Origin of the sequence: Streptomyces sp. NPDC050485 (assembly GCF_044458185.1) — a bacterium.
Taxonomy (GTDB): Bacteria; Actinomycetota; Actinomycetes; order Streptomycetales; family Streptomycetaceae; genus Streptomyces.
Window position 1 is genome coordinate 181,396 of the sequence record NZ_JBITHR010000012.1, and the last position, 17,771, is coordinate 199,166.

Annotated in this window: 19 protein-coding genes; 11 read left to right on the top strand and 8 right to left on the bottom strand. The window is 70.2% G+C overall.

What is annotated here, in order from left to right; genetic code table 11:
* Positions 1-447 precede the first annotated feature (447 nt).
* Positions 448-1,503, top strand: a complete 1,056-nt coding sequence (locus tag ACIBK6_RS24435) for a S1 family peptidase (RefSeq protein ID WP_399053461.1) — start codon at positions 448-450, stop codon at positions 1,501-1,503.
* Between the two features lie 98 nt (positions 1,504-1,601).
* Here the strand turns inward: ACIBK6_RS24435 and ACIBK6_RS24440 are convergent, their stop codons facing one another.
* The 3 genes from ACIBK6_RS24440 to ACIBK6_RS24450 form a co-directional block, all read right to left on the bottom strand.
* Positions 1,602-2,357, bottom strand: a complete 756-nt coding sequence (locus tag ACIBK6_RS24440; RefSeq protein WP_399053462.1) for a hypothetical protein — start codon at positions 2,355-2,357, stop codon at positions 1,602-1,604.
* Between the two features lie 165 nt (positions 2,358-2,522).
* The gene (locus ACIBK6_RS24445) at positions 2,523-3,905 is read right to left on the bottom strand and encodes a S8 family serine peptidase (RefSeq protein ID WP_399053463.1); all 1,383 of its coding nucleotides are present in this window, start codon (positions 3,903-3,905) and stop codon (positions 2,523-2,525) included.
* Between the two features lie 287 nt (positions 3,906-4,192).
* Complete coding sequence (locus ACIBK6_RS24450; protein WP_399053464.1) at positions 4,193-5,029, bottom strand: aldo/keto reductase; 837 nt, start codon at positions 5,027-5,029, stop codon at positions 4,193-4,195.
* Between the two features lie 338 nt (positions 5,030-5,367).
* On the opposite strand from ACIBK6_RS24450, the gene ACIBK6_RS24455 reads away from it, so the two are divergent.
* From ACIBK6_RS24455 to ACIBK6_RS24475, 5 genes are all read left to right on the top strand, one after another.
* Positions 5,368-5,505, top strand: coding sequence for a pyrroloquinoline quinone precursor peptide PqqA (locus ACIBK6_RS24455; RefSeq protein ID WP_399053465.1), 138 nt, complete (start codon positions 5,368-5,370; stop codon positions 5,503-5,505).
* A 69-nt stretch (positions 5,506-5,574) separates the two neighbouring features.
* Positions 5,575-5,841: a hypothetical protein gene (locus ACIBK6_RS24460; RefSeq protein WP_399053466.1), complete on the top strand. Its 267-nt coding sequence runs from the start codon at positions 5,575-5,577 to the stop codon at positions 5,839-5,841.
* A complete protein-coding gene (locus ACIBK6_RS24465) occupies positions 5,811-6,149 on the top strand; it encodes a hypothetical protein (RefSeq protein ID WP_399053467.1) in 339 nt (112 codons plus the stop codon). The genes ACIBK6_RS24460 and ACIBK6_RS24465 overlap by 31 nt, the downstream gene beginning before the upstream one ends.
* Positions 6,077-7,105, top strand: a complete 1,029-nt coding sequence (locus ACIBK6_RS24470) for a chitinase (RefSeq protein ID WP_399053468.1) — start codon at positions 6,077-6,079, stop codon at positions 7,103-7,105. Before ACIBK6_RS24465 ends, ACIBK6_RS24470 begins: the two co-directional genes overlap by 73 nt.
* A 255-nt stretch (positions 7,106-7,360) precedes the next feature.
* Positions 7,361-7,498 (top strand): hypothetical protein, encoded by a 138-nt coding sequence (locus tag ACIBK6_RS24475; RefSeq protein WP_399053469.1) that lies wholly within the window; start codon positions 7,361-7,363, stop codon positions 7,496-7,498.
* Positions 7,499-7,585: 87 nt separating this feature from the next.
* Here ACIBK6_RS24475 and ACIBK6_RS24480 read toward each other — a convergent pair whose 3' ends face one another.
* Entirely contained in the window at positions 7,586-7,831 is a 246-nt protein-coding gene (locus ACIBK6_RS24480) for a hypothetical protein (RefSeq protein ID WP_399053470.1), read from the bottom strand.
* Between the two features lie 296 nt (positions 7,832-8,127).
* On the opposite strand from ACIBK6_RS24480, the gene ACIBK6_RS24485 reads away from it, so the two are divergent.
* On the top strand, positions 8,128-9,228 hold the full coding sequence (locus tag ACIBK6_RS24485) for a serine hydrolase domain-containing protein (RefSeq protein ID WP_399053551.1): 1,101 nt from the start codon (positions 8,128-8,130) through the stop codon (positions 9,226-9,228).
* A 116-nt stretch (positions 9,229-9,344) separates the two neighbouring features.
* Here the strand turns inward: ACIBK6_RS24485 and ACIBK6_RS24490 are convergent, their stop codons facing one another.
* Together ACIBK6_RS24490 and ACIBK6_RS24495 are read right to left on the bottom strand one after the other, a co-directional pair.
* Positions 9,345-11,144: an AMP-dependent synthetase/ligase gene (locus ACIBK6_RS24490; RefSeq protein ID WP_399053471.1), complete on the bottom strand. Its 1,800-nt coding sequence runs from the start codon at positions 11,142-11,144 to the stop codon at positions 9,345-9,347.
* A gap of 307 nt (positions 11,145-11,451) precedes the next feature.
* Positions 11,452-12,327: a LysR substrate-binding domain-containing protein gene (locus ACIBK6_RS24495; protein ID WP_399053472.1), complete on the bottom strand. Its 876-nt coding sequence runs from the start codon at positions 12,325-12,327 to the stop codon at positions 11,452-11,454.
* A 180-nt stretch (positions 12,328-12,507) separates the two neighbouring features.
* On the opposite strand from ACIBK6_RS24495, the gene ACIBK6_RS24500 reads away from it, so the two are divergent.
* The gene (locus ACIBK6_RS24500; RefSeq protein WP_399053473.1) at positions 12,508-13,551 is read left to right on the top strand and encodes a bile acid:sodium symporter family protein; all 1,044 of its coding nucleotides are present in this window, start codon (positions 12,508-12,510) and stop codon (positions 13,549-13,551) included.
* Positions 13,552-13,747: 196 nt separating this feature from the next.
* Here ACIBK6_RS24500 and ACIBK6_RS24505 read toward each other — a convergent pair whose 3' ends face one another.
* Positions 13,748-14,383 (bottom strand): PadR family transcriptional regulator, encoded by a 636-nt coding sequence (locus ACIBK6_RS24505; RefSeq protein WP_399053474.1) that lies wholly within the window; start codon positions 14,381-14,383, stop codon positions 13,748-13,750.
* 136 nt (positions 14,384-14,519) lie between these two features.
* Here ACIBK6_RS24505 and ACIBK6_RS24510 point away from each other — a divergent pair, with 136 nt between their 5' ends.
* Positions 14,520-15,005, top strand: coding sequence for a hypothetical protein (locus tag ACIBK6_RS24510; protein ID WP_399053475.1), 486 nt, complete (start codon positions 14,520-14,522; stop codon positions 15,003-15,005).
* A complete protein-coding gene (locus ACIBK6_RS24515) occupies positions 15,002-16,216 on the top strand; it encodes an FAD-dependent oxidoreductase (protein ID WP_399053476.1) in 1,215 nt (404 codons plus the stop codon). The genes ACIBK6_RS24510 and ACIBK6_RS24515 overlap by 4 nt, the downstream gene beginning before the upstream one ends.
* A gap of 9 nt (positions 16,217-16,225) precedes the next feature.
* On the opposite strand, the gene ACIBK6_RS24520 is transcribed toward ACIBK6_RS24515, so the two are convergent.
* Positions 16,226-17,158 (bottom strand): zinc-binding alcohol dehydrogenase family protein, encoded by a 933-nt coding sequence (locus ACIBK6_RS24520; RefSeq protein ID WP_399053477.1) that lies wholly within the window; start codon positions 17,156-17,158, stop codon positions 16,226-16,228.
* 125 nt (positions 17,159-17,283) lie between these two features.
* Here ACIBK6_RS24520 and ACIBK6_RS24525 point away from each other — a divergent pair, with 125 nt between their 5' ends.
* Positions 17,284-17,769, top strand: coding sequence for a MarR family winged helix-turn-helix transcriptional regulator (locus ACIBK6_RS24525; protein WP_399053552.1), 486 nt, complete (start codon positions 17,284-17,286; stop codon positions 17,767-17,769).
* The last annotated feature ends 2 nt before the right edge of the window (positions 17,770-17,771 follow it).

Below are 17,771 nucleotides of genomic sequence, written 5' to 3' on the forward strand. Positions count from 1 at the left end.
GCTTCGCGGCTGTGAGAGCGCTCCCGTGTGTGCAGTTCGCGGACCGCCTCCGCATGCCGTGCCGCGCCCGGGAGCGCTCTCAGGGGGCTTCATTCTGGTCGGCCACCGGGGGTATGGCGGGCCCGACCGGCCCACCGGTCGAGGCTCTCGATGGCTCGCCTCAACTCCCTTACGGGCCACCCAAGTTCTCTCACGAACGGCCGGAACTCCTCCGTGTGCCGCCCCACCCTTCCCGCAAGTTCCGCCAACCCCCTTACATATCAGGCGAGTTCATTACTTGCGCCAAACTGCAAGGGTGGGGATACTCGACGCGGCGAGTTGGCATGAACGCGATAAGCGTCGGGGATCCCGGCCGATGCGTACGGGCCATCGCGCCGATCGGGCCCGGCGAACACCCGCGTCCGGGCTCAACCCCCCACAGGAGGTTTCGAGTTGAAGCAGCGATGGATGTCCGGCCGGCGCGCGGCCACCGCCGCGGCGGGAGCCCTGGCGCTCGGCGCGACCCTGACGATGCAGAACGCCACCGCGGCCCCCGCGCCGACCGGCGACACGCAGTCCGCCGTCTCGGCGGGCCAGCTGGCACACCGGATCGACACCACCCTCACGGGTCGCACGGCAGGCTCGTACTACGACGCCAAGAGCAAGAAGCTCGTGGTGAACGTGGTCGACACCGCGACCGCCGACAGCGTTCGCAAGGCGGGCGCCGAACCTCGTACCGTCAAGCACTCGATGGCACAACTCAACGCCTCACGACAGGAGTTGAAGGCGAAGGCTTCCATTCCGGGGACCTCGTGGTCGATGGACCCGGTCAGCAACAAGCTGGTCGTCAAGGCCGACCGCACCGTCACCGGTGACCGGCTCGCGAAGCTCACCAAAGTGGTCCAGAGCCTCGGCGACACGGCCACCCTCAAGAGAACGGCCGGACGCTTCCAGCCGCTCATCGCGGGCGGCGACGCGATCTGGGGCAGCAGTGCCCGCTGCTCCCTCGGCTTCAACGTCACCGTGGGCGGCCAGCCGTACTTCCTGACCGCCGGGCACTGCGGCAACGCGGTCTCCAGCTGGTCGGACCAGCAGGGCGGTTCGGAGATCGCGGTCACCGAGGCCTCCACGTTCCCGGGCCACGACTACGCCCTGGTGCGCTACACCAGCGGCATCGACCACCCGAGCGCGGTGGACCTGTACAACGGTTCCTCGCAGCAGATCAGCGGCGCCGCAAACGCCACCGTCGGCGAGCAGGTCCAGCGCAGCGGCTCCACCACCGGTGTCAACGGCGGCCAGGTCACCGGTCTCAACGCCACCGTGACGTACCAGGAAGGCCAGGTGGACGGCCTGATCGACACCACCGTCTGCGCGGAACCCGGCGACAGCGGCGGCTCGCTCTTCGACGGCGGCACGGCCCTGGGCCTGACCTCCGGCGGCAGCGGCGACTGCACCTCGGGCGGCGAGACCTTCTTCCAGCCGGTGCCGGACGCGTTGCAGGCGTACGGAGCGCAGATCGGCTGACCCGGTACGTAATCCCGGTCCGACACCCCATGCCGCTCGGCGCCGAGCGGCATGGGGTGCGCTGCGTTCACCTCACCGTTCCCGGGCGGCACGCTCGCTCAGGAGGCGTCGCCGGGCAGCAGATGCTGTGGCATCGACCGGAACGTCCAGGTACCGGACCGGCGCGTCAACAGCCATACCAGGTCGAAGCGATCGGGCCAGACCTTCGGCACCCCGGTGGCCTGCGAGGCGCCCAGTGCTTCGACGATGGGCGGGATCCGGGAGTGCTCCCAGCAGATGAGTACGGGGGCGGTCGCCGCGAGAGCGGCGGCGGCCAGGCCCTTCTCGTTGCCCTCGGGGAAGTCGGTGTTCACCTGGAGGTGAAGGGCCTCGCCGAGCGGCGTCACCGTCTGCCGCATTCGGTGGGCACCCGCGTGCGGGCCCTGGTCCGCCGCGGCGTAGATGGTCGCGGGGCGGGGGAGCAGTGCCGATCCGGAACCGGTAGGCGCGCCGCCCCCGTTGGCCGAGGCGCTCGCGGAAGGCGTTCCGCTCGCGCCGCTTGGAGAGCCGCTCGCAGGGGCCCCCGAGTCGGGGAGGAAGAGCCGGGGCAGTGCGTGAGAGCGCTCCCAGCCCCGCCGCGTCAGCGACTTCTTGTCCTGTTTCCCGGCCTCGTCGAAGCCGGGATCACCGGAGCCCGGCTTCTCGCCATGCCGGATGATCATGATCGTGGTGTCGTGTCCCGAGTCGTGTGCCGCCGGGCTCTTCGACGCGGAACTCTTGTCGTGGCTCCCGCCGCAACCCGCCGCCACGACCGGTGCCGCAAGTGCCAGACCCACCAGCACCGCCCGCCGGTTCGGTCCGCTCCCCTGAGTCACTCTCGTACCTCTTCTCCCGGCGCGGCCCACGCAGCCGTGCCAACCGGCTTGATGCTCGTTTCGGCCCCGGGGTTCCACGGGGGAGAGCGCCTCAAGGGCCGGGGCGCCCAGACGCCGCCGCCCGGAGAGCCGGGCGGCGGCGTCGTGATGCGAGGGTGCGGTGGGTCAGTGGTGGCGGCTCTCGCGGGCCAGCGCGGTCACGAAGTGGGCCGCGTCGACGGTGCCGATGCCGGTCGCCATGTCGTAGCCGTTCACCGCGGTGTAGCCGGTGACGCCCTGGTAGCTGTTGTTCGTACCGTCGTTGACGTCCACGAGACCGCTGCTCGGCTTGTAGCCCTGGTGCTTGTAGAGCGAGTACAGCGCGTCGTGGATGTCGCCGAGGCGGTGCCCGGCGGCCTGGTCGGCCAGGGCGACGATGCCGGAGAACAGCGGGCTCGCCTCGCTGGTGCCGCCGGACACGTCCCAGCCCACGGCGGTCGGGTCGTAGCTGGAGTACACCCAGGCGCCACCGTTGACCGCGGCGGCCATCGAGATGTCCGGGGTGCCGCGGCGGTCGCCGACGACCGAACGGACGCCGTTCTGGAACGAGGGGCGCTCGAAGACGTGCGACTGCCCGCCGCCGCCCGACCCGTTGTCGTTGTAAACGCTCTCGGGGCTGAGGCGGTTGCCCTTGTCGTCCAGGTGCAGCTGGGTGCCGCCGACCGAGGTGACCAGCGGGTCGGAGGACGGCCAGGAGTTGACGCGCTCCTTGTAGTAGCCGCTGCCGTCCGCGGTGTTGTCGGTGGCGCCGCCGTCACCGGAGGAGGCGAGCACGGTGACGCCGTGGGCGGCCGCGTCCTTGAACGCGTACCGCAGGTTCTTGATGCTGGAGAAGTCGCCCTTGTCGAAGCCGGGGAACGTGTTCTCCGTGGCGCCGAAGCTCTGCGTGATGACATCGCCGACACCGTGGTCGATCATGAACTTCTCGGCGTCCATCATCTCGGGCAGGCCGGTGACGCCCTCGGTCTCCGCGACCGCGGTCTCGACCAGGACGATCTTCGCGTCCGGCGCCACCGCGTGCGCCATCTCGACGTCGAGCGTGGACTCGCCGGCCCAGCCGGTCATGTCCTTGTTCTTCGGGTCCCACGTGGGCACGTTGCCCCACTTGACCACGTCGACCTTGCTACTGGGAATGCCGTACTGCTTGCTGTACACGTCCAGGTCGTGCTGGATCGTCGGCGAGCCGAAGGAGTCCACGATCACGATCGTGCGGCCCTTGCCGGTGATGCCCGCCTTGTAGAGCGGGTTCAGGTTGTACGCCTGGCGGTACTGGAGCGGCCCGTAGCAAGCGATCTTCCACTTGGCCTGGCACTGCTCGGTGGTGAGCGGGCCACTGGTCGAGTGGGCCAGCTGGTGCCCGGCGATAGCCGGTACGGGCTTTACCTGCGGCACGGCAGGTGCGGCAGTGGCGGACCCGGTCAGCGGGGTGGCGATCACCGCGGCGGCGGCGAGGGCGGTGGCCCCAACTGTCGCGGCTGCGGTACGAGTCCGGGGGCGGGCTATGCGCATGAATGCTCCCTGAGTGGGGTGAAGCCGCGCGAGGCGGTCTTCGAGATCCCATCGGGAAGGTCATGTGCAGGACAAGTGAATTTATCGCTTGATGTCGAACGCTTTGCCTGGTCGTCGCACTTGAATGAACATTCTTGGTTGCTCCCTGACCAACCTGTGGTCGAAAGCGACAAAAGGGTGCCGCCCGATCAGGTCGGGCGGCACCCTTTTACGCGGTCGCGTTGTATGCGCCGATCACGGCGTATGTGGCGATCCGATATACGCAGCGATCGAGACGTACGCGGCGATCAGGCTCCGAGGTTGAACTCCGCCGGGTTCGGCCCCAGGCGCTTGCCCTCGTCCAGCGCGGCGAGCGCGGCCAGGTCGTCCGCGTCGAGCTCGAAGCCGAAGACGTCGATGTTCTCCTTGATCCGCGACGGCGTCACGGACTTCGGGATCACCACGTTGCCGAGCTGGAGGTGCCAGCGCAGCACCACCTGGGCCGGGGTGCGGCCGTGCTTCTGCGCGATCGCAACGACCGTCGGGACTTCGAGCAGGCCCCGGCCCTGACCGAGCGGCGACCAGGCCTCGGTCGCGATGGAGTGCTTGGCGTGCAGGGCGCGCGACTCCGCCTGGGCGAGCTGCGGGTGCAGCTCGATCTGGTTGACGGCCGGGACCACCGAGGTCTCGCCGAGCAGCCGCTCCAGGTGCACCGGCTGGAAGTTGGAGACACCGATCGCCTTGGCGCGGCCTTCGGCGTAGATCCGCTCGAACGCCTTGTACGTGTCGACGTACGCGTCCTTGGCCGGCACCGGCCAGTGGATCAGGTAAAGGTCGACATAGTCGAGGCCGAGCTTGCCGAGCGAGGCGTCGAAGGCGCGGAGGGTGGAGTCGTACCCCTGCTCCGCGTTCCAGAGCTTCGTCGTGACGAAGAGCTCCTCGCGGGCGACCCCCGAGGCGGCGACGGCCTTGCCGGTGCCCGTCTCGTTCTCGTAGATCGCGGCGGTGTCGATGCTCCGGTACCCGGACTCGATGGCCGTCGCGACCGCCTTCGCCGCCTCGTCGTCCGGCACCTGCCAGACACCGAAACCGAGCTGTGGCATCTCGACGCCGTTGTTGAGAGTGATGGAGGGGACCTTGCTCACGAGCGGTCGATCCTTACGTCGTCGGTTGGTACTCCCATGGTCAACGAACGAGCGGAGCGACGCATTCCCACCGGCCGTTCGTGACCTGCGGTTCAGGGCCACTCCTGACGGGCCGTTCAGTAACCCTCGGCCCTTCGTTCAGGAAAGTTGGCCAATACAGCTCCGACCTTCTCGGTCTGAACCATTGACCGTGCCACAACAAGACGCGACTCTATGGCGCATAGCTGAACCCCGGACACTCTTGTGAACGATGCGTTCGGTCCTGCTCGTGTATGTGCCACACAGCATTCACTCCTGAACCCCACCTCTCAGGAAGGCAGGTGCATCCCTTGAAGGACATGAAGGAAACATCGGAGGAAACGGCGAAGACGGCGACGACCGTGAAGGCGGCCAAGGTCGCGGTCCGGGAGGCCCCCGAGTACACGGTCGTCGAGACCGCGCTGGAGGTCACCGGCTACTTCCACGCCGACCGGTAGGAGTACCGCCATGCTGCTGCAGGTGCTCGGCACCGCGGCGGGTGGCGGAGTCCCGCAGTGGAACTGCGCGTGTCCCGCTTGTGCCGGGGCACGCGCGCCCACCCGGGGCTCCGCAGCTCGCACGCCTCCCTCGCCGTCAGGTCGGGCGGCCCCGGAACCCGCTGGCACATCGTCAACGCCGGTCCCGACATCACGGACCAGATCGAATCCGTCCCCGCCCCGCCCGGCACCACGACGCTCAAGCTGCGCGACAACGGCTATCGGGTCACCGGGGTGACCAACCTCCGTACCGGCAGGGCGATTTCGTGCGCCCAGTCAGGCGGCACGCTCACCTGACGGGCCTGTCCGGCTGGGATCCGTACGACACCGTCTTCAAGGTCACCACGAAGGGGCGCACCGGAATCATCGCCCCGTCCACCTACACGATGAGCGCGTCGGCATCGGCGAGCGGCCACGGTGCGCAGGCCGCCGCGGACTCGGACTGCCTCACCTACTGGGACAGCGGCAAGACCCTCCCGGTGCGGCTCGACTCCAGCCACCTCCCCAGCAGCCCCTCACGAAGGGAATCACCGTGCTCACTGCCGTACCCCCGCGCCGTCTCGTCGCGGCCCTCGCCGGTCTCAGCTGTCTGCTGCTGCCCCTGATCGCGTCGGTGCCGAAGGCCGGCGCGGCCACTGCCCCGGACGCCAACGCCCGGGCCGCTTCCGCCGCGTCCGGCGCGATGGCGGCCGCCCCGTACGAGTACCTCGGCTGGGGCAATCCGCAGCAGCCCACCGATGTGATGGCGGCGACCGGCGTCAAGTGGTTCACGCTGGCCTTCGTCCTCTCCGACGGCGGCTGCAACCCGAAGTGGGACGGCTCCCGCGCCCTGACCGGCGGCTCCGACGAGAGCGCGATCAAATCCATCCGGGGTGCCGGAGGTGACGTGGTCGTCTCGGTCGGCGGCTGGAGCGGCAACAAGCTCGGCGAGAAGTGCACCAGCGCCTCGGCGCTCGCGGGCGCCTACCAGAAGGTGATCAGCGCGTACCACCTGAAGGTGCTGGACATCGACATCGAGGCCAGTGAGTTCACGAACGCCACCGTCCGGCAGCGGGTGGTCGGCGCGCTGAAGACCGTCAAGACCAACAACCCCGGTCTTGTCACCTACGTGACCATGGGGACGGCCCCGAGCGGCCCCGACGCCAACGGCAAGGACCTCATCAAGAAGGGTGCGGCCGCCGGTCTCGCCAACGACGGCTGGACGATCATGCCGTTCGACTTCGGCAGCCACAGCGGCTCCATGGGCTCGGGCACGGTGAGCGCTCTCGAAGGCCTGAAGGCGGCGGTGAAGAGTGCCTACGGCTACAGCGACGACGCCGCCTACCGGCACATGGGCGTCTCCTCCATGAACGGCAAGACCGACGAGGCCGACGAGACCGTCTCCACCGGCGACTTCCAGACCATCCTCGGCTACGCCAGGCAGCACCATCTCGCGCGCTTCACCTTCTGGGCGGTCAACCGCGACCGGCAGTGCTCCTCCGGCGGTGCCGGGGACTCGTGCGGCGGGGTCAGCCAGTCGCCGTACGCCTTCACCAAAATCGTCGCCCAGTACGCGGGCTGAGGGGGGCAGGCATGGCAACCCGTGATCGTCACATTCGGCAGCTGCTGGGTGGACTGCTGCTCTGCGCGGGCCTGGTGCAGGCGGTGCCGCAGTCGGCGTCGGCTGCGCCCACCCGCACGGTGAACGGTTACGCCGACTTCAGCGGGGCATCGGGCGGTGACACCCAGGCGCCCACCCCACCCGGCGCTCCCAGCTGCTCGGGGATCACCGAGAGCGCTCTCACGCTGAGCTGGGGCACCCCCCACCGCGTACTACGTGGGTTCCTACGGCCAGCTGCGTACGGTCACCAAGGTGCCCGGCGAGGACGCGCTCTGGCTCTCGACCACCAACGGCGACAACAACGGAACCGGCGGACCCGGCTTGGGTGAAATTTTCAGGGTGCTCATCAAGTAGGCCTGGCTGCAACGCAGTTGGACCCAACCGACAGTCGGCGTCGCGGACGTGCAGGAAGTCGCTGCCGTCCGCGGCGCCCGGGTTCCGCTACGAGTGAAGGTCCTCCGCGTCGCGGAACCCGGCATCGTAGCCCCGCAGCCATGCCACGGCGCTCGCCGTGTCCGCGAACGCGTGCTCACTCTCATGCACCGGTGTGGTGACCAGGTACGGACGGGCGACGCCCTCGGTGTACCGGATGACACCCCAGTCCTCGTCGGTACCGTTCCACACGGTGGCCCGGTGGTCGGACTCCCAGCGGAGCCGGACCCCGTCGGTGATCTCTTCACGCGCCATCTGCATCCCCCTCGGTCATGGTGTGCCGAAGTGTGACCCATTCCGCTGGAATCCGCTGCTCCTGGCAGCCGACCCGGCGGAACCGGCTGGCCCGAGGCTGGTGCTGGCCATACCTGGAGACGGGGGACAGCAGGCTCACCCCACACAGCCGTCCCCGGAGATGCTGGTTCCGGCACACACCGCCAACCTCCCAGCGAACCCACAGGAGTTGTCACGTGTACGAGCATGCATCGGGCCGGTCCCGTCCCCCGCGGCGGCAGGGCGTCCGGCGCCGGGCGGCGGCGGCCGCGTTCGCCATGGCCAGCGGCGTCATGGCGGCCGGAGCCCTGGCACCGGCCCCGGCGGTCGCCGCCCCCAGGCCCGATGAAGTCCAGCAGAGCCTGGACGCGTTGGTGCGCGACGACGGCATGCCGGCCGCGCTGGGCGCCATCAGGGCCCGCGACGGCAAGACCCGTACCTACACCGCGGGCGTCGGCGATCTCGCCACCAGGGCCAAGGTGCCCATGGACGGTCAGGTGCGGATCGGCAGCAACACCAAGACGTTCACCGCGGTGGTCGCGCTCCAGCTCGTGGGTGAGCGGAAGATCGGCCTGGACGCCACGGTCGACACCTACCTGCCCGGCCTCCTGCGCGGGGACGGGATCGACGGACGCCGCATCACCGTGCGCCAACTCCTCCAGCACACCAGCGGACTTCCCGACTACATGGCCTCTCCGGAACTGGCGGACTTCACCGCCGTCCAGTACCGGTACTTCGAACCCCGCGACCTCATCGACATGGCCCTGGCACAGAAGGCCGACTTCTCCCCGGGCGCGAAGTGGGAGTACAGCAACACGAACTACCTGGTCGCCGGCCTGATCATCCAGAAGGTCACGGGCCGGCCCGTCGGCGAGGAGATCACCCGCCGGGTGATCGACCGCATCGGACTGCGCCACACCTACTTCCCCGCCCCGGGAGACACCACTGTCCACGAGGCCCATCCCGAGGGCTACTTCAGGAAACCGGCCGACGGGTCCCTGCACGACTTCACCGAGATGGACTCGTCCATGGCCTGGGCAACGGGTGCCATCGTCTCCACCAACACCGACCTCAACCGGTTCTACACCGCGCTCCTCGGCGGCCGCCTCCTCGCCCCGGCGCAGCTCGCCCAGATGCGCACCACCGTCCCCGCCGACGAGATAGGACCCGGTGTCCGCTACGGACTCGGCCTGCAGAGCAAGCCGCTGTCGTGCGGCGGCGTGTACTGGGGGCACGGCGGTACCACCCCGGGATACCGGACCCGTGGCGGCGTCACCGAGGACGGCCGCGCCGCCAGCATCACCGTGACCGTGTTCCCCCCGAGCGCCACCGGCGCGCAGCACCTGGAGGCCGCCGTGGACACGGCCCTGTGCCGATGAACCATGTGTTCCGCCACCATGTGACCCGGGACCACAATGTGCCGATGAGCAGTGGGCTCCGGCACCATGTGGCCGCAGACCGCAACGCCTGAGCGGCGGACGGCCCGAGAACACCCTCACCGGTACAGCGCGTCGACCTCGACCTCGTACGCGTCCTCGATCGCGCGGCGCTTCAGTTTCAGCGAGGGGGTCAGGAGGCCGTGCTCCTCGGTGAACTGGTGGGCCAGTATCCGGAAGGTGCGGATCGATTCGGCCTGGGAGACCAGGGTGTTGGCGGCGACCACGGCCCGTCGCACCTCGGTCTCCAGGTCCGGGTCGCGGACCAGCTCGGACGGGGTGAGCGAGGGCTTGCCGCGCATCGCGAGCCAGTGGTCGACGGCCTCCTGGTCGAGGGTGACGAGAGCCGCGATGTACGGGCGGTCGTTGCCGACCACGATGCACTGGGCGACCAGCGGGTGCGCCCGCACGCGTTCTTCGAGCGCCACCGGCGACACGCTCTTGCCGCCCGAGGTCACCAGGATCTCCTTCTTGCGCCCGGTGATGGTCAGATACCCGTCCTCGTCGAGCGCCCCGATGTCCCCGGTGGCCAGCCAGCCGTCCCTGAGGACCGCCTCGGTGGCCTTGGGCTCGTTGAGGTAGCCGGAGAACACCTGCCCGCCGTGGATCCACACCTCGCCGTCGTCGGCGATGTGCACGGTGGTGCCGGGGATGGGCTGCCCGACCGTGCCGTACCGGGTGCGTTCCGGCGGGTTGGCGGTCGCGGCGGCGGTCGACTCGGTCAGGCCGTACCCCTCGTAGACCGTGACGCCCGCGCCATCGAAGAACAGGCCGAGCTGCCGGCCCATGCTGGAGCCGCCCGACATGGCGTGCCGCACCCGGCCGCCCATCGCGTCGCGGACCTTCCCGTACACGGTCTTCTCGAAGAACTGGTGCTGCATCCGCAGCCCCGCCGAGGGGCCGGGGCCGAGGCTGAAGGCCTTCTGCTCGACGGCCTCCGCGTACTTGACAGCGATGTCCACGGCTTTGTCGAACGGCCCGGTCTTCCCCTGGGACTCGGCTTTGCGGCGGGCCGCGTTGAAGACCTTCTCGAAGATGTACGGCACCGCGAGGATGAAGGTCGGCCGGAACGACTGGAGGTCGGGCAGCAGCGCGGACGCCGAGAGGGCCGGCTGATGGCCGAGCTTCACCCGCCCCCGGATCGCGGCGACCTCCACCATCCGCCCGAACACGTGGGCCAGGGGCAGGAACAGCAGCGTGGACGCCTCGTCGCCGGGCCGGGAGTGGAACACCGGCTCCCAGCGGGAGATCAGCATGTCCGTCTCGAACATGAAGTTGGCGTGCGTGATCACACAGCCCTTGGGGCGTCCCGTGGTGCCCGAGGTGTAGATGATGGTCGCCACCGACTCCGGTGTCACCGCCCGCCGGTGCCGGTTCACGACGTCGTCGTCAATGGACTCACCGGCTCTGAGGAGTTCGTCCATTGCCCCGACGTCCAGCTGCCACAGGCGTTTGAGGTGCGGGAGGCGGTCGACCACCGAGCCGATCGTCATCGCGTGGTCCTCGTGCTCCACCACACACGCGGTGACCTCGGAGTCGTGCAGCATCCAGAAGACCTGCTCGGCGGAGGACGTCGGGTAGATCGGTACCGGCTGGGCGCCGATGCTCCACAGCGCGAAGTCGAACAGGGTCCACTCGTACCGGGTGCGCGCCATGATGGCGACCCGGTCCCCGAATCGCACCCCGTCCGCGATCAGCCCCTTGGCCAGCGCGAACACCTGGTCCCGGAATCCGGCGGCGGTCACATCCCGCCAGCGGCCCGCTTCGTCCTTGCGGCACAGGGCCACGCGCTGAGGGTCGTCGAGGGCATGGTCGAAGACAACGTCCGCCAGCCCGCCGACCTGAGGCGCCGCCGCCATGGGCGGGACCGTGAACTCGCGCAATGACCTGCCTCCCTCCGGGGTGGCCACCCCCGGTGGCGCTCCGCACAGCGCGGTGACCGTACCCCACGGCGACTTCTGGCGGCAGTGCTCTTCCCCAAGTCGAGACGTACGTCGTCTGCACAGGTCAGCGCCTTAAAGGGGCCCACATGGGGACCGCTCGGGCGCATTGCTGACTCAAAGGCAAGCCCTGGGGAAGGCAATCTCCACGGAATCTGTACGCTCCGGTCACCCTCGCCCCACGGCTGTGCGGGGTTTGGTTCCGGCCCTGCCCCACCGGACACCGCTAGCCGCTCCGGCGTCCCGGGTGGAGGCGGTCGCCGCCGGCCAGGATCGCTGACGCCAGCGCGCCGGCCGCCTCCTGGGCCGCCGAACCGCGCCGGTTGTGCAGCAGTACGAAGTCGACGCCGCCCAGTTCCGGCAGGCCCGCCCGGGCCGGGAGCGGGGCGAGGCCGGGCGGGATCAGGCCACGGGTGTGCGCCATCACGCCGAGCCCGGCGCGGGCCGCCGCGATCAGGCCGCTCAGGCTCCCGCTCGTACACGCGATGCGCCAGGAACGCCCGTGTTCCTCAAGGACTTCGAGCGCCCGCGCCCTGGTGATGCCGGGCGGCGGGAACAGGATCAGCGGAACCGGCCGCTCCGTGTCGAGCCGCAGGCCGGGTGCCCCGATCCAGCACAACTCGTCCGTCCACACCAGCTCGCCGTGGCTGTCGCCGGGCCGCCGCTTGGCGAGCACCAGGTCGAGCCGGCCCGCTTCGAGGCGCCGGTGCAGGGTCCCGGAGAGCTCGACCGTCAGCTCCAGGTCGACCTCGGGGTGGTCACGGCGGAACGACTGGAGGATCTCCGGCAGCCGGGTCAGGACGAAGTCCTCGGAGGCGCCGAACCGCAGCCGGCCGCGCAGCCGCGTCCCGGTGAAGTAGTTGGCGGCCCGCTCGTGCGCGGCCAGGATCGTCCGGGCGAAGCCGAGCATGGCCTCGCCGTCCTCGGTCAGCCGCACGCTGTGCGTGTCCCGGCTGAACAGCAGCCGTCCGGCCGCGTCCTCCAGTCGCCGCACGTGCTGGCTCACCGTCGACTGCCGCAACCCGAGACGCCGCGCGGCCTGCGTGAAGTTCAGGGTCTGGGCGACGGCGAGGAACGTCCGCAGCTGGTTCGCGTCGTACATGCCGTCCACGGTACGCCGGTCATCGCGGAACGTGATGACAGTGAGAGCGGTGTACGGGATTCCCGATCGCGGTCGGGTGGAGGACCATCGGGAGAGCACGATCCGGACCCCGCGCGGAGGAGTCGCCGAGCACAGCACCGGAAGCCGCACCTGGAACACCCGAGCATGTAAGTGGAGCACATGAGCCGCCGCAACCCGAAGCTGCCGTCCTGGCTGCCGGTCGACCCGTACATCCTGGCGCTGATCGGGACCGTGGCGCTCGCCGCGCTGCTCCCGGCGTCCGGGCCGGCCGCGAAGGTGGCGAGCGGCGCTTCGACCGGGGCCGTCGCGCTGCTCTTCTTCCTGTACGGGGCCCGGCTCTCGACCAGCGAGGCGATGGCCGGGCTGCGCCACTGGCGGCTCCATGTCACCGTCCTGGCCTGCACGTTCGTGGCCTTCCCGCTGCTCGGTCTGGCGGCGAAGGGCCTCGTCCCCCTCGTGCTGACACCCGACCTCTACAACGGTCTGCTCTTCCTCTGCCTGGTGCCGTCCACGATCCAGTCGTCGATCGCCTTCACCTCGATCGCCCGTGGCAATGTGCCCGCCGCGATCTGCGCGGGCTCCTTCTCCAGCATCGCCGGGATCGTGTTCACGCCGCTGCTCGCGGCCGGGCTGCTCGGCAACAGCGGGGGCGGCTTCTCCGTCGACTCGCTCCTGAAGATCGTGCTCCAGCTCCTCGTGCCGTTCCTGGCCGGGCAGTTCCTGCGGCGCTGGGTCGGCGGCTTCCTCACCCGGAACAAGAAGGTCCTGGGCTATGTCGACCGGGGTTCGATCCTGCTCGTCGTCTACAGCGCGTTCAGCGAGGGCATGGTCCGCGGCATCTGGCACCAGGTGAGCGCGGCCAGGCTCGGCGCCCTGCTCGCCGTCGAGGCCGTCCTGCTGGCCGCGATGCTCGCGGTGACCTGGTACGGGGCGAAGCGGCTCGGCTTCGGCCGGGGCGACCGGATCGCGATCCAGTTCGCCGGGTCGAAGAAGAGCCTGGCCTCCGGACTGCCCATGGCGAGCGTGCTGTTCGGCGCGCAGGCTTCACTGGCGGTGCTGCCGCTCATGCTCTTTCACCAGATGCAGCTCATGGTCTGCGCGGTGATCGCCAAGCGCCGGGCCCGCGACCCGCTGCCCGCAGCCGAGCCGAGCCCGGATCCAGCGGGCTCCGGGCACGATGGGACCGTACGGGCCGGCCGGTAAACGCGCGTCCGTTTCCGGGCCGGTCGGCCGGTGGGGCGCTCGTCCATGTCCGGGCCGGTCGGCCGGTAGGCGCTCGTCCGATCCCGCGCCGGACTGACCACGGCCGGGCAGTCGGCCCCTTCGGCCGCCCCCTCGCCGGCGCCCGGCCCGGCTCTGCCGAAGACTCGCCTTCGCGCTCGCCACCCGTTCAAACCCGTCAGGCGTCGTCCTTCCGGGCCGCCGCCCCGCCCTCCTGCTGCGCCGCGAACGCCATCAGGTCCTCCGCGGACCAGCGCAGCCGCCCCTCGCGCAGGTCGGCGATGACCGCGCGCAGCCACGTCGCTTCGGCGGCCGTGACGGCCCGCAGATACTCGCTCTCCAGTGAAGCGATCCGGGGCAGGCCGGATCCGGACTCCGCGGCGAGGCCCGCGTCGAGGGCCTCCAGCGTCGCGCCGACCGAGGTCAGCCGGCGCTCCAGTGCGTCGAGGAGTTCGCGCGGAGCCAGCAACAGTGCGTGCGACAGTGCCGCCGGGAACTGCGGGAACTCCGCCTTCGGCACGGCCAGCATCTCGTCGAGCCAGCTCCGGGCGGCCGCGCGCCCCGCCTCGGTCACCTCGTACACGGTCCGCTCGGGGTACTGCTGGTCGCGCTCCGTCTCGCGGACGGCGATCAGGCCCGCGTCCAGCAGCCGCTCGATGGTCCGGTAGAGGCTCGCGCGCTGGCCGACGTTCACCACCTGCTCCTTCCCCCAGTCCTTGATCAGCCGCTGGATGCCGTACGGGTGCAGCGGCTTGTAGTGGAGCAGGGCCAGGACGGTCAGGGCGAGCGGGGAGCTGCGGGGGAGGGACGTCATGATCCGGATAATACTCCCGGCGGAACTAGTTGACCTGACACTAGTTGCAGTGCAACTATCAGAGTGTCGGAACGAGGGCCCGCCCCTCGGGACGAGGACAGCACCCGCCCGAACCCACCGGAAGAAGGCCACGGCCATGACCACCACCTCAATCGCCGGGGAACGCACCAAGGCACCCGCGCCCACCGAGCGCATCCACGCCGACCACAGGCTCGTGAAGCGCATCGGCGACTGGACCACCGCCGGCCGCTTCGAGATCCGCGCCCGGTCCGGCCTCGCCGTCCTGGACCTGCGCTCCGAGGAGCTCCCCGAGGAGATCGAGATCCGCCTCGACCTGCGCCGGGCCACGGTCAAGCTGCTCGTGGACGACGACGCCGTCATCGAGCACTGGGACCTGAACTGGACCGGTCGCGGCAAGGTCAAGGACGCCCAGGGTCCCTCCCGTTCGCAGGATGCGACCGCCAAGGCCACCAACCGTCGTATCACGCTGGTCGGTTGTGTCGACACCGGCGAGATCCGGGTCAACCGCGGTGGCATCGCGATCCTGGCCGCGATGACCGACCGCACCCACCTCCAGGCGATGCGCCGCGCCCACGAGACCCTGAAGGGGCAGTGCTCATGACCACCACCACCCGCATCCGCAGCGCCCTGGTCGTCGGCGGCGGCATCGCGGGGCCGATCGCCGCGATGGCCCTGCGCCGGGCCGGCATCGACGCCGATGTGTACGAGGCGTACGACAGCAGGTCGGACGGTGTCGGCGCGGGCATGAGCATCGCCCCCAACGGCATCGCCGCTCTCGACGCGATCGGCGCCGGTGACGTGGTCAGGTCCGTCGGCGCCCCGGTCGACGCGATCGTCATCCACAGCTGGAACGGCAGGCGGCTCGCCGAGTTCGGTACCCCCGCCGGTGCCCGGCCCAGCCGGTTCGTGTGGCGCGCCGAGCTCTACGCCTCGCTGTACGACGAGGCTGCCCGGCGCGGCGTGCGCGTCCACCACGGCAAGCGGCTCGTCGGCGCCGAGGAGTCCGGCGACTCGGTCACCGCGCACTTCGCCGACGGCTCCAGCGCCACCGCCGACATCCTGATCGGCGCGGACGGCATCCGTTCCACCGTCCGCACCCTGATCGACCCGGCCGCCCCCGGGCCCGCCTATGCGGGCCTGATCGGCATCGGGGCGGGCGTGAAGGACACCGGACTCCCGTCCAGCGGCGGCAAGATGCACATGACGTACGGCCGCCGGGTGTTCTTCGGCTACCAGGTCTTCGACGACTCCTCGGGCGGCTGGTTCGTCAATCTGCCCAGCCCGGAACCGGTCTCCGCGGCCCGCGCGGCGGAGCTCGGCGCCGAGAAGTGGCTGAGCGAGCTCAGCGCCCTCGTGGCCGGTGACCGCACGCCCGCCAAGGAACTGCTGGCCCGTACCGACCCCTCGGACCTTGCGCTCACCGGCCCGGTCGAGGCCATGCTCAAGGTGGTGCACTGGAGCCGGGGCCGGATGGTGCTGATCGGGGACTCGGCGCACGCCGCCTCGCCCAGCTCCGGCCAGGGCGCCTCGCTCGCGGCCGAGAGCGCGGTCCAACTCGCCCGCTGTCTGCGGGACTTGCCGTACCAGCAGGCTTTCACGGCGTACAAGGAGCTGCGTCGGCCGCGCGTCGAGCGGATCATCGCCGAGACGGCCCGCATCAACAACGACAAGGCGGCCGGACCGGTCGGCCGGGTGGTGCGGGATCTGCTGATGCCGCCGATGATGAGGCTGCTCAAGCCCGAGAAGCGGATGGCCTGGCAGTACTCCTACCGGATCGACTGGGACGAGCCGGTTGTCAGGTCGCGTGTCTGACCTGAGCTCTCAGCCCTGTCCGGTGACCAGTACCACCTTGCCGAGGTTGCGGCGGGACTCGATCAGCTCGTGAGCCCTCGCCGCTTCGTTCAGCGGCAGCTCCGCGGCGACGGAGGTCCGCAGCTCTCCGGCGGCGTGCAGCTGCCACAGCTCGTCGCGCCAACGGGCGTACAGTGCGGGCTTGTTGCGGGCGATCAGGCCCATCTGGAAGCCGATGACGGACTTGCCGCCCACGAGCAGGTCGTACGCTTCGATGGTGCCACCGCCCGAACTGAACGCGACGAGGCGGCCGCCCGGTGCGAGTGCTCGCACGGCCGGAGCGAGGAGCTCGCCGCCGACCGCGTCGATGATCACGTCGACCGGCTCGCCCCACGACTCGTCCCCGTACAGGACGACCTCATCGGCCCCCAACTCCCTTACGAAGTCGGCCTTTTCGGCGGAGCTGACGGCGGCGACGACGCGCCGCGCGCCGCCCGCTTTCGCGAACTGCAGCGCCAGTGTGCCGATCGCACTGGCGGCGGCCGTCACCAGGACGGATTCACCGGGCTCGGGCCGGCCGGCCTCGTAGGCGCCGCGCGCCACCAGGCCGCTGCGGACCAGTGCGATGGCGTCCACGGCGGTGGCGTGGGCGGGGATGTGCGAGGCCATCGCCGAGTGGACCACGGCCAGTTCGGCATAGCCGTGGGTGAAGCAGAGCCCGGTCACCCGGTCGCCGACCGCGAATCCGGTGACGCCCTCGCCGAGCGCGGCCACCACGCCGGCGACCTCCCCGCCGAGCGGCACCGGCTCGCTGCCCTCGCGGACCTTGCGGACGGCGGGCAGGGTCACCCCGATCGCCTCGGTGCGGATCAGCAGCTCACCCGGACCGGGCTCGGGCGCGGCGACATCCTCGGTGAACAGGACTTCGGGGCCGCCGTTGACCGTATGGCGAACGCGACGCATGGCACCTCCAGTGCGAAAATTCATTGGTAGTTCCAACGACTTGGAAGGCCCACGGTAGAGAGGAATCGTTGGGAAGTCCAATGGTTTCGGGTTAGAGTTCCGGCATGACGGAGAACGCTCGCAACATGGCCGAGGCTCGCGATCGAAGCGAGGGGGATGCTGATGGAAGCGATGCGGGCGCCACGCTCCCCGCCCTCCAGCGCGTCCAGGCGCTGCCGAGCTGGCTGATCGGCCGGGTCGCCGCGCGCGGCCGGGGCCTGGTCGCCGAGGCGCTGGCGCGCGAGGGCGTCAAGATGTTGCACCACGCGGTGCTCGCGGCGGTCTGCGAACTCGGCCCGGTCGCCCAGGCCGATCTGGGCCGCAGGCTCTCCATCGACCCGAAGGACCTGGTCGGCATCCTCAACGACCTCCAGGCCGACGGCCTCACCGTCCGCGAACCGGACCCCAGGGACCGCCGGAAGAACGCGGTCACCGCGACCCCTGCCGGTCAGGACCTCCTGGAACGCTGCGCGACGGTGGCCGAAGCGGCCAACGCCCAGCTCGTCGCCCCCCTCGCCCCGGCCGAGGCGCGGCAGTTGATCGCGCTCCTCACGCGGCTGCACGAGGCGTAGCG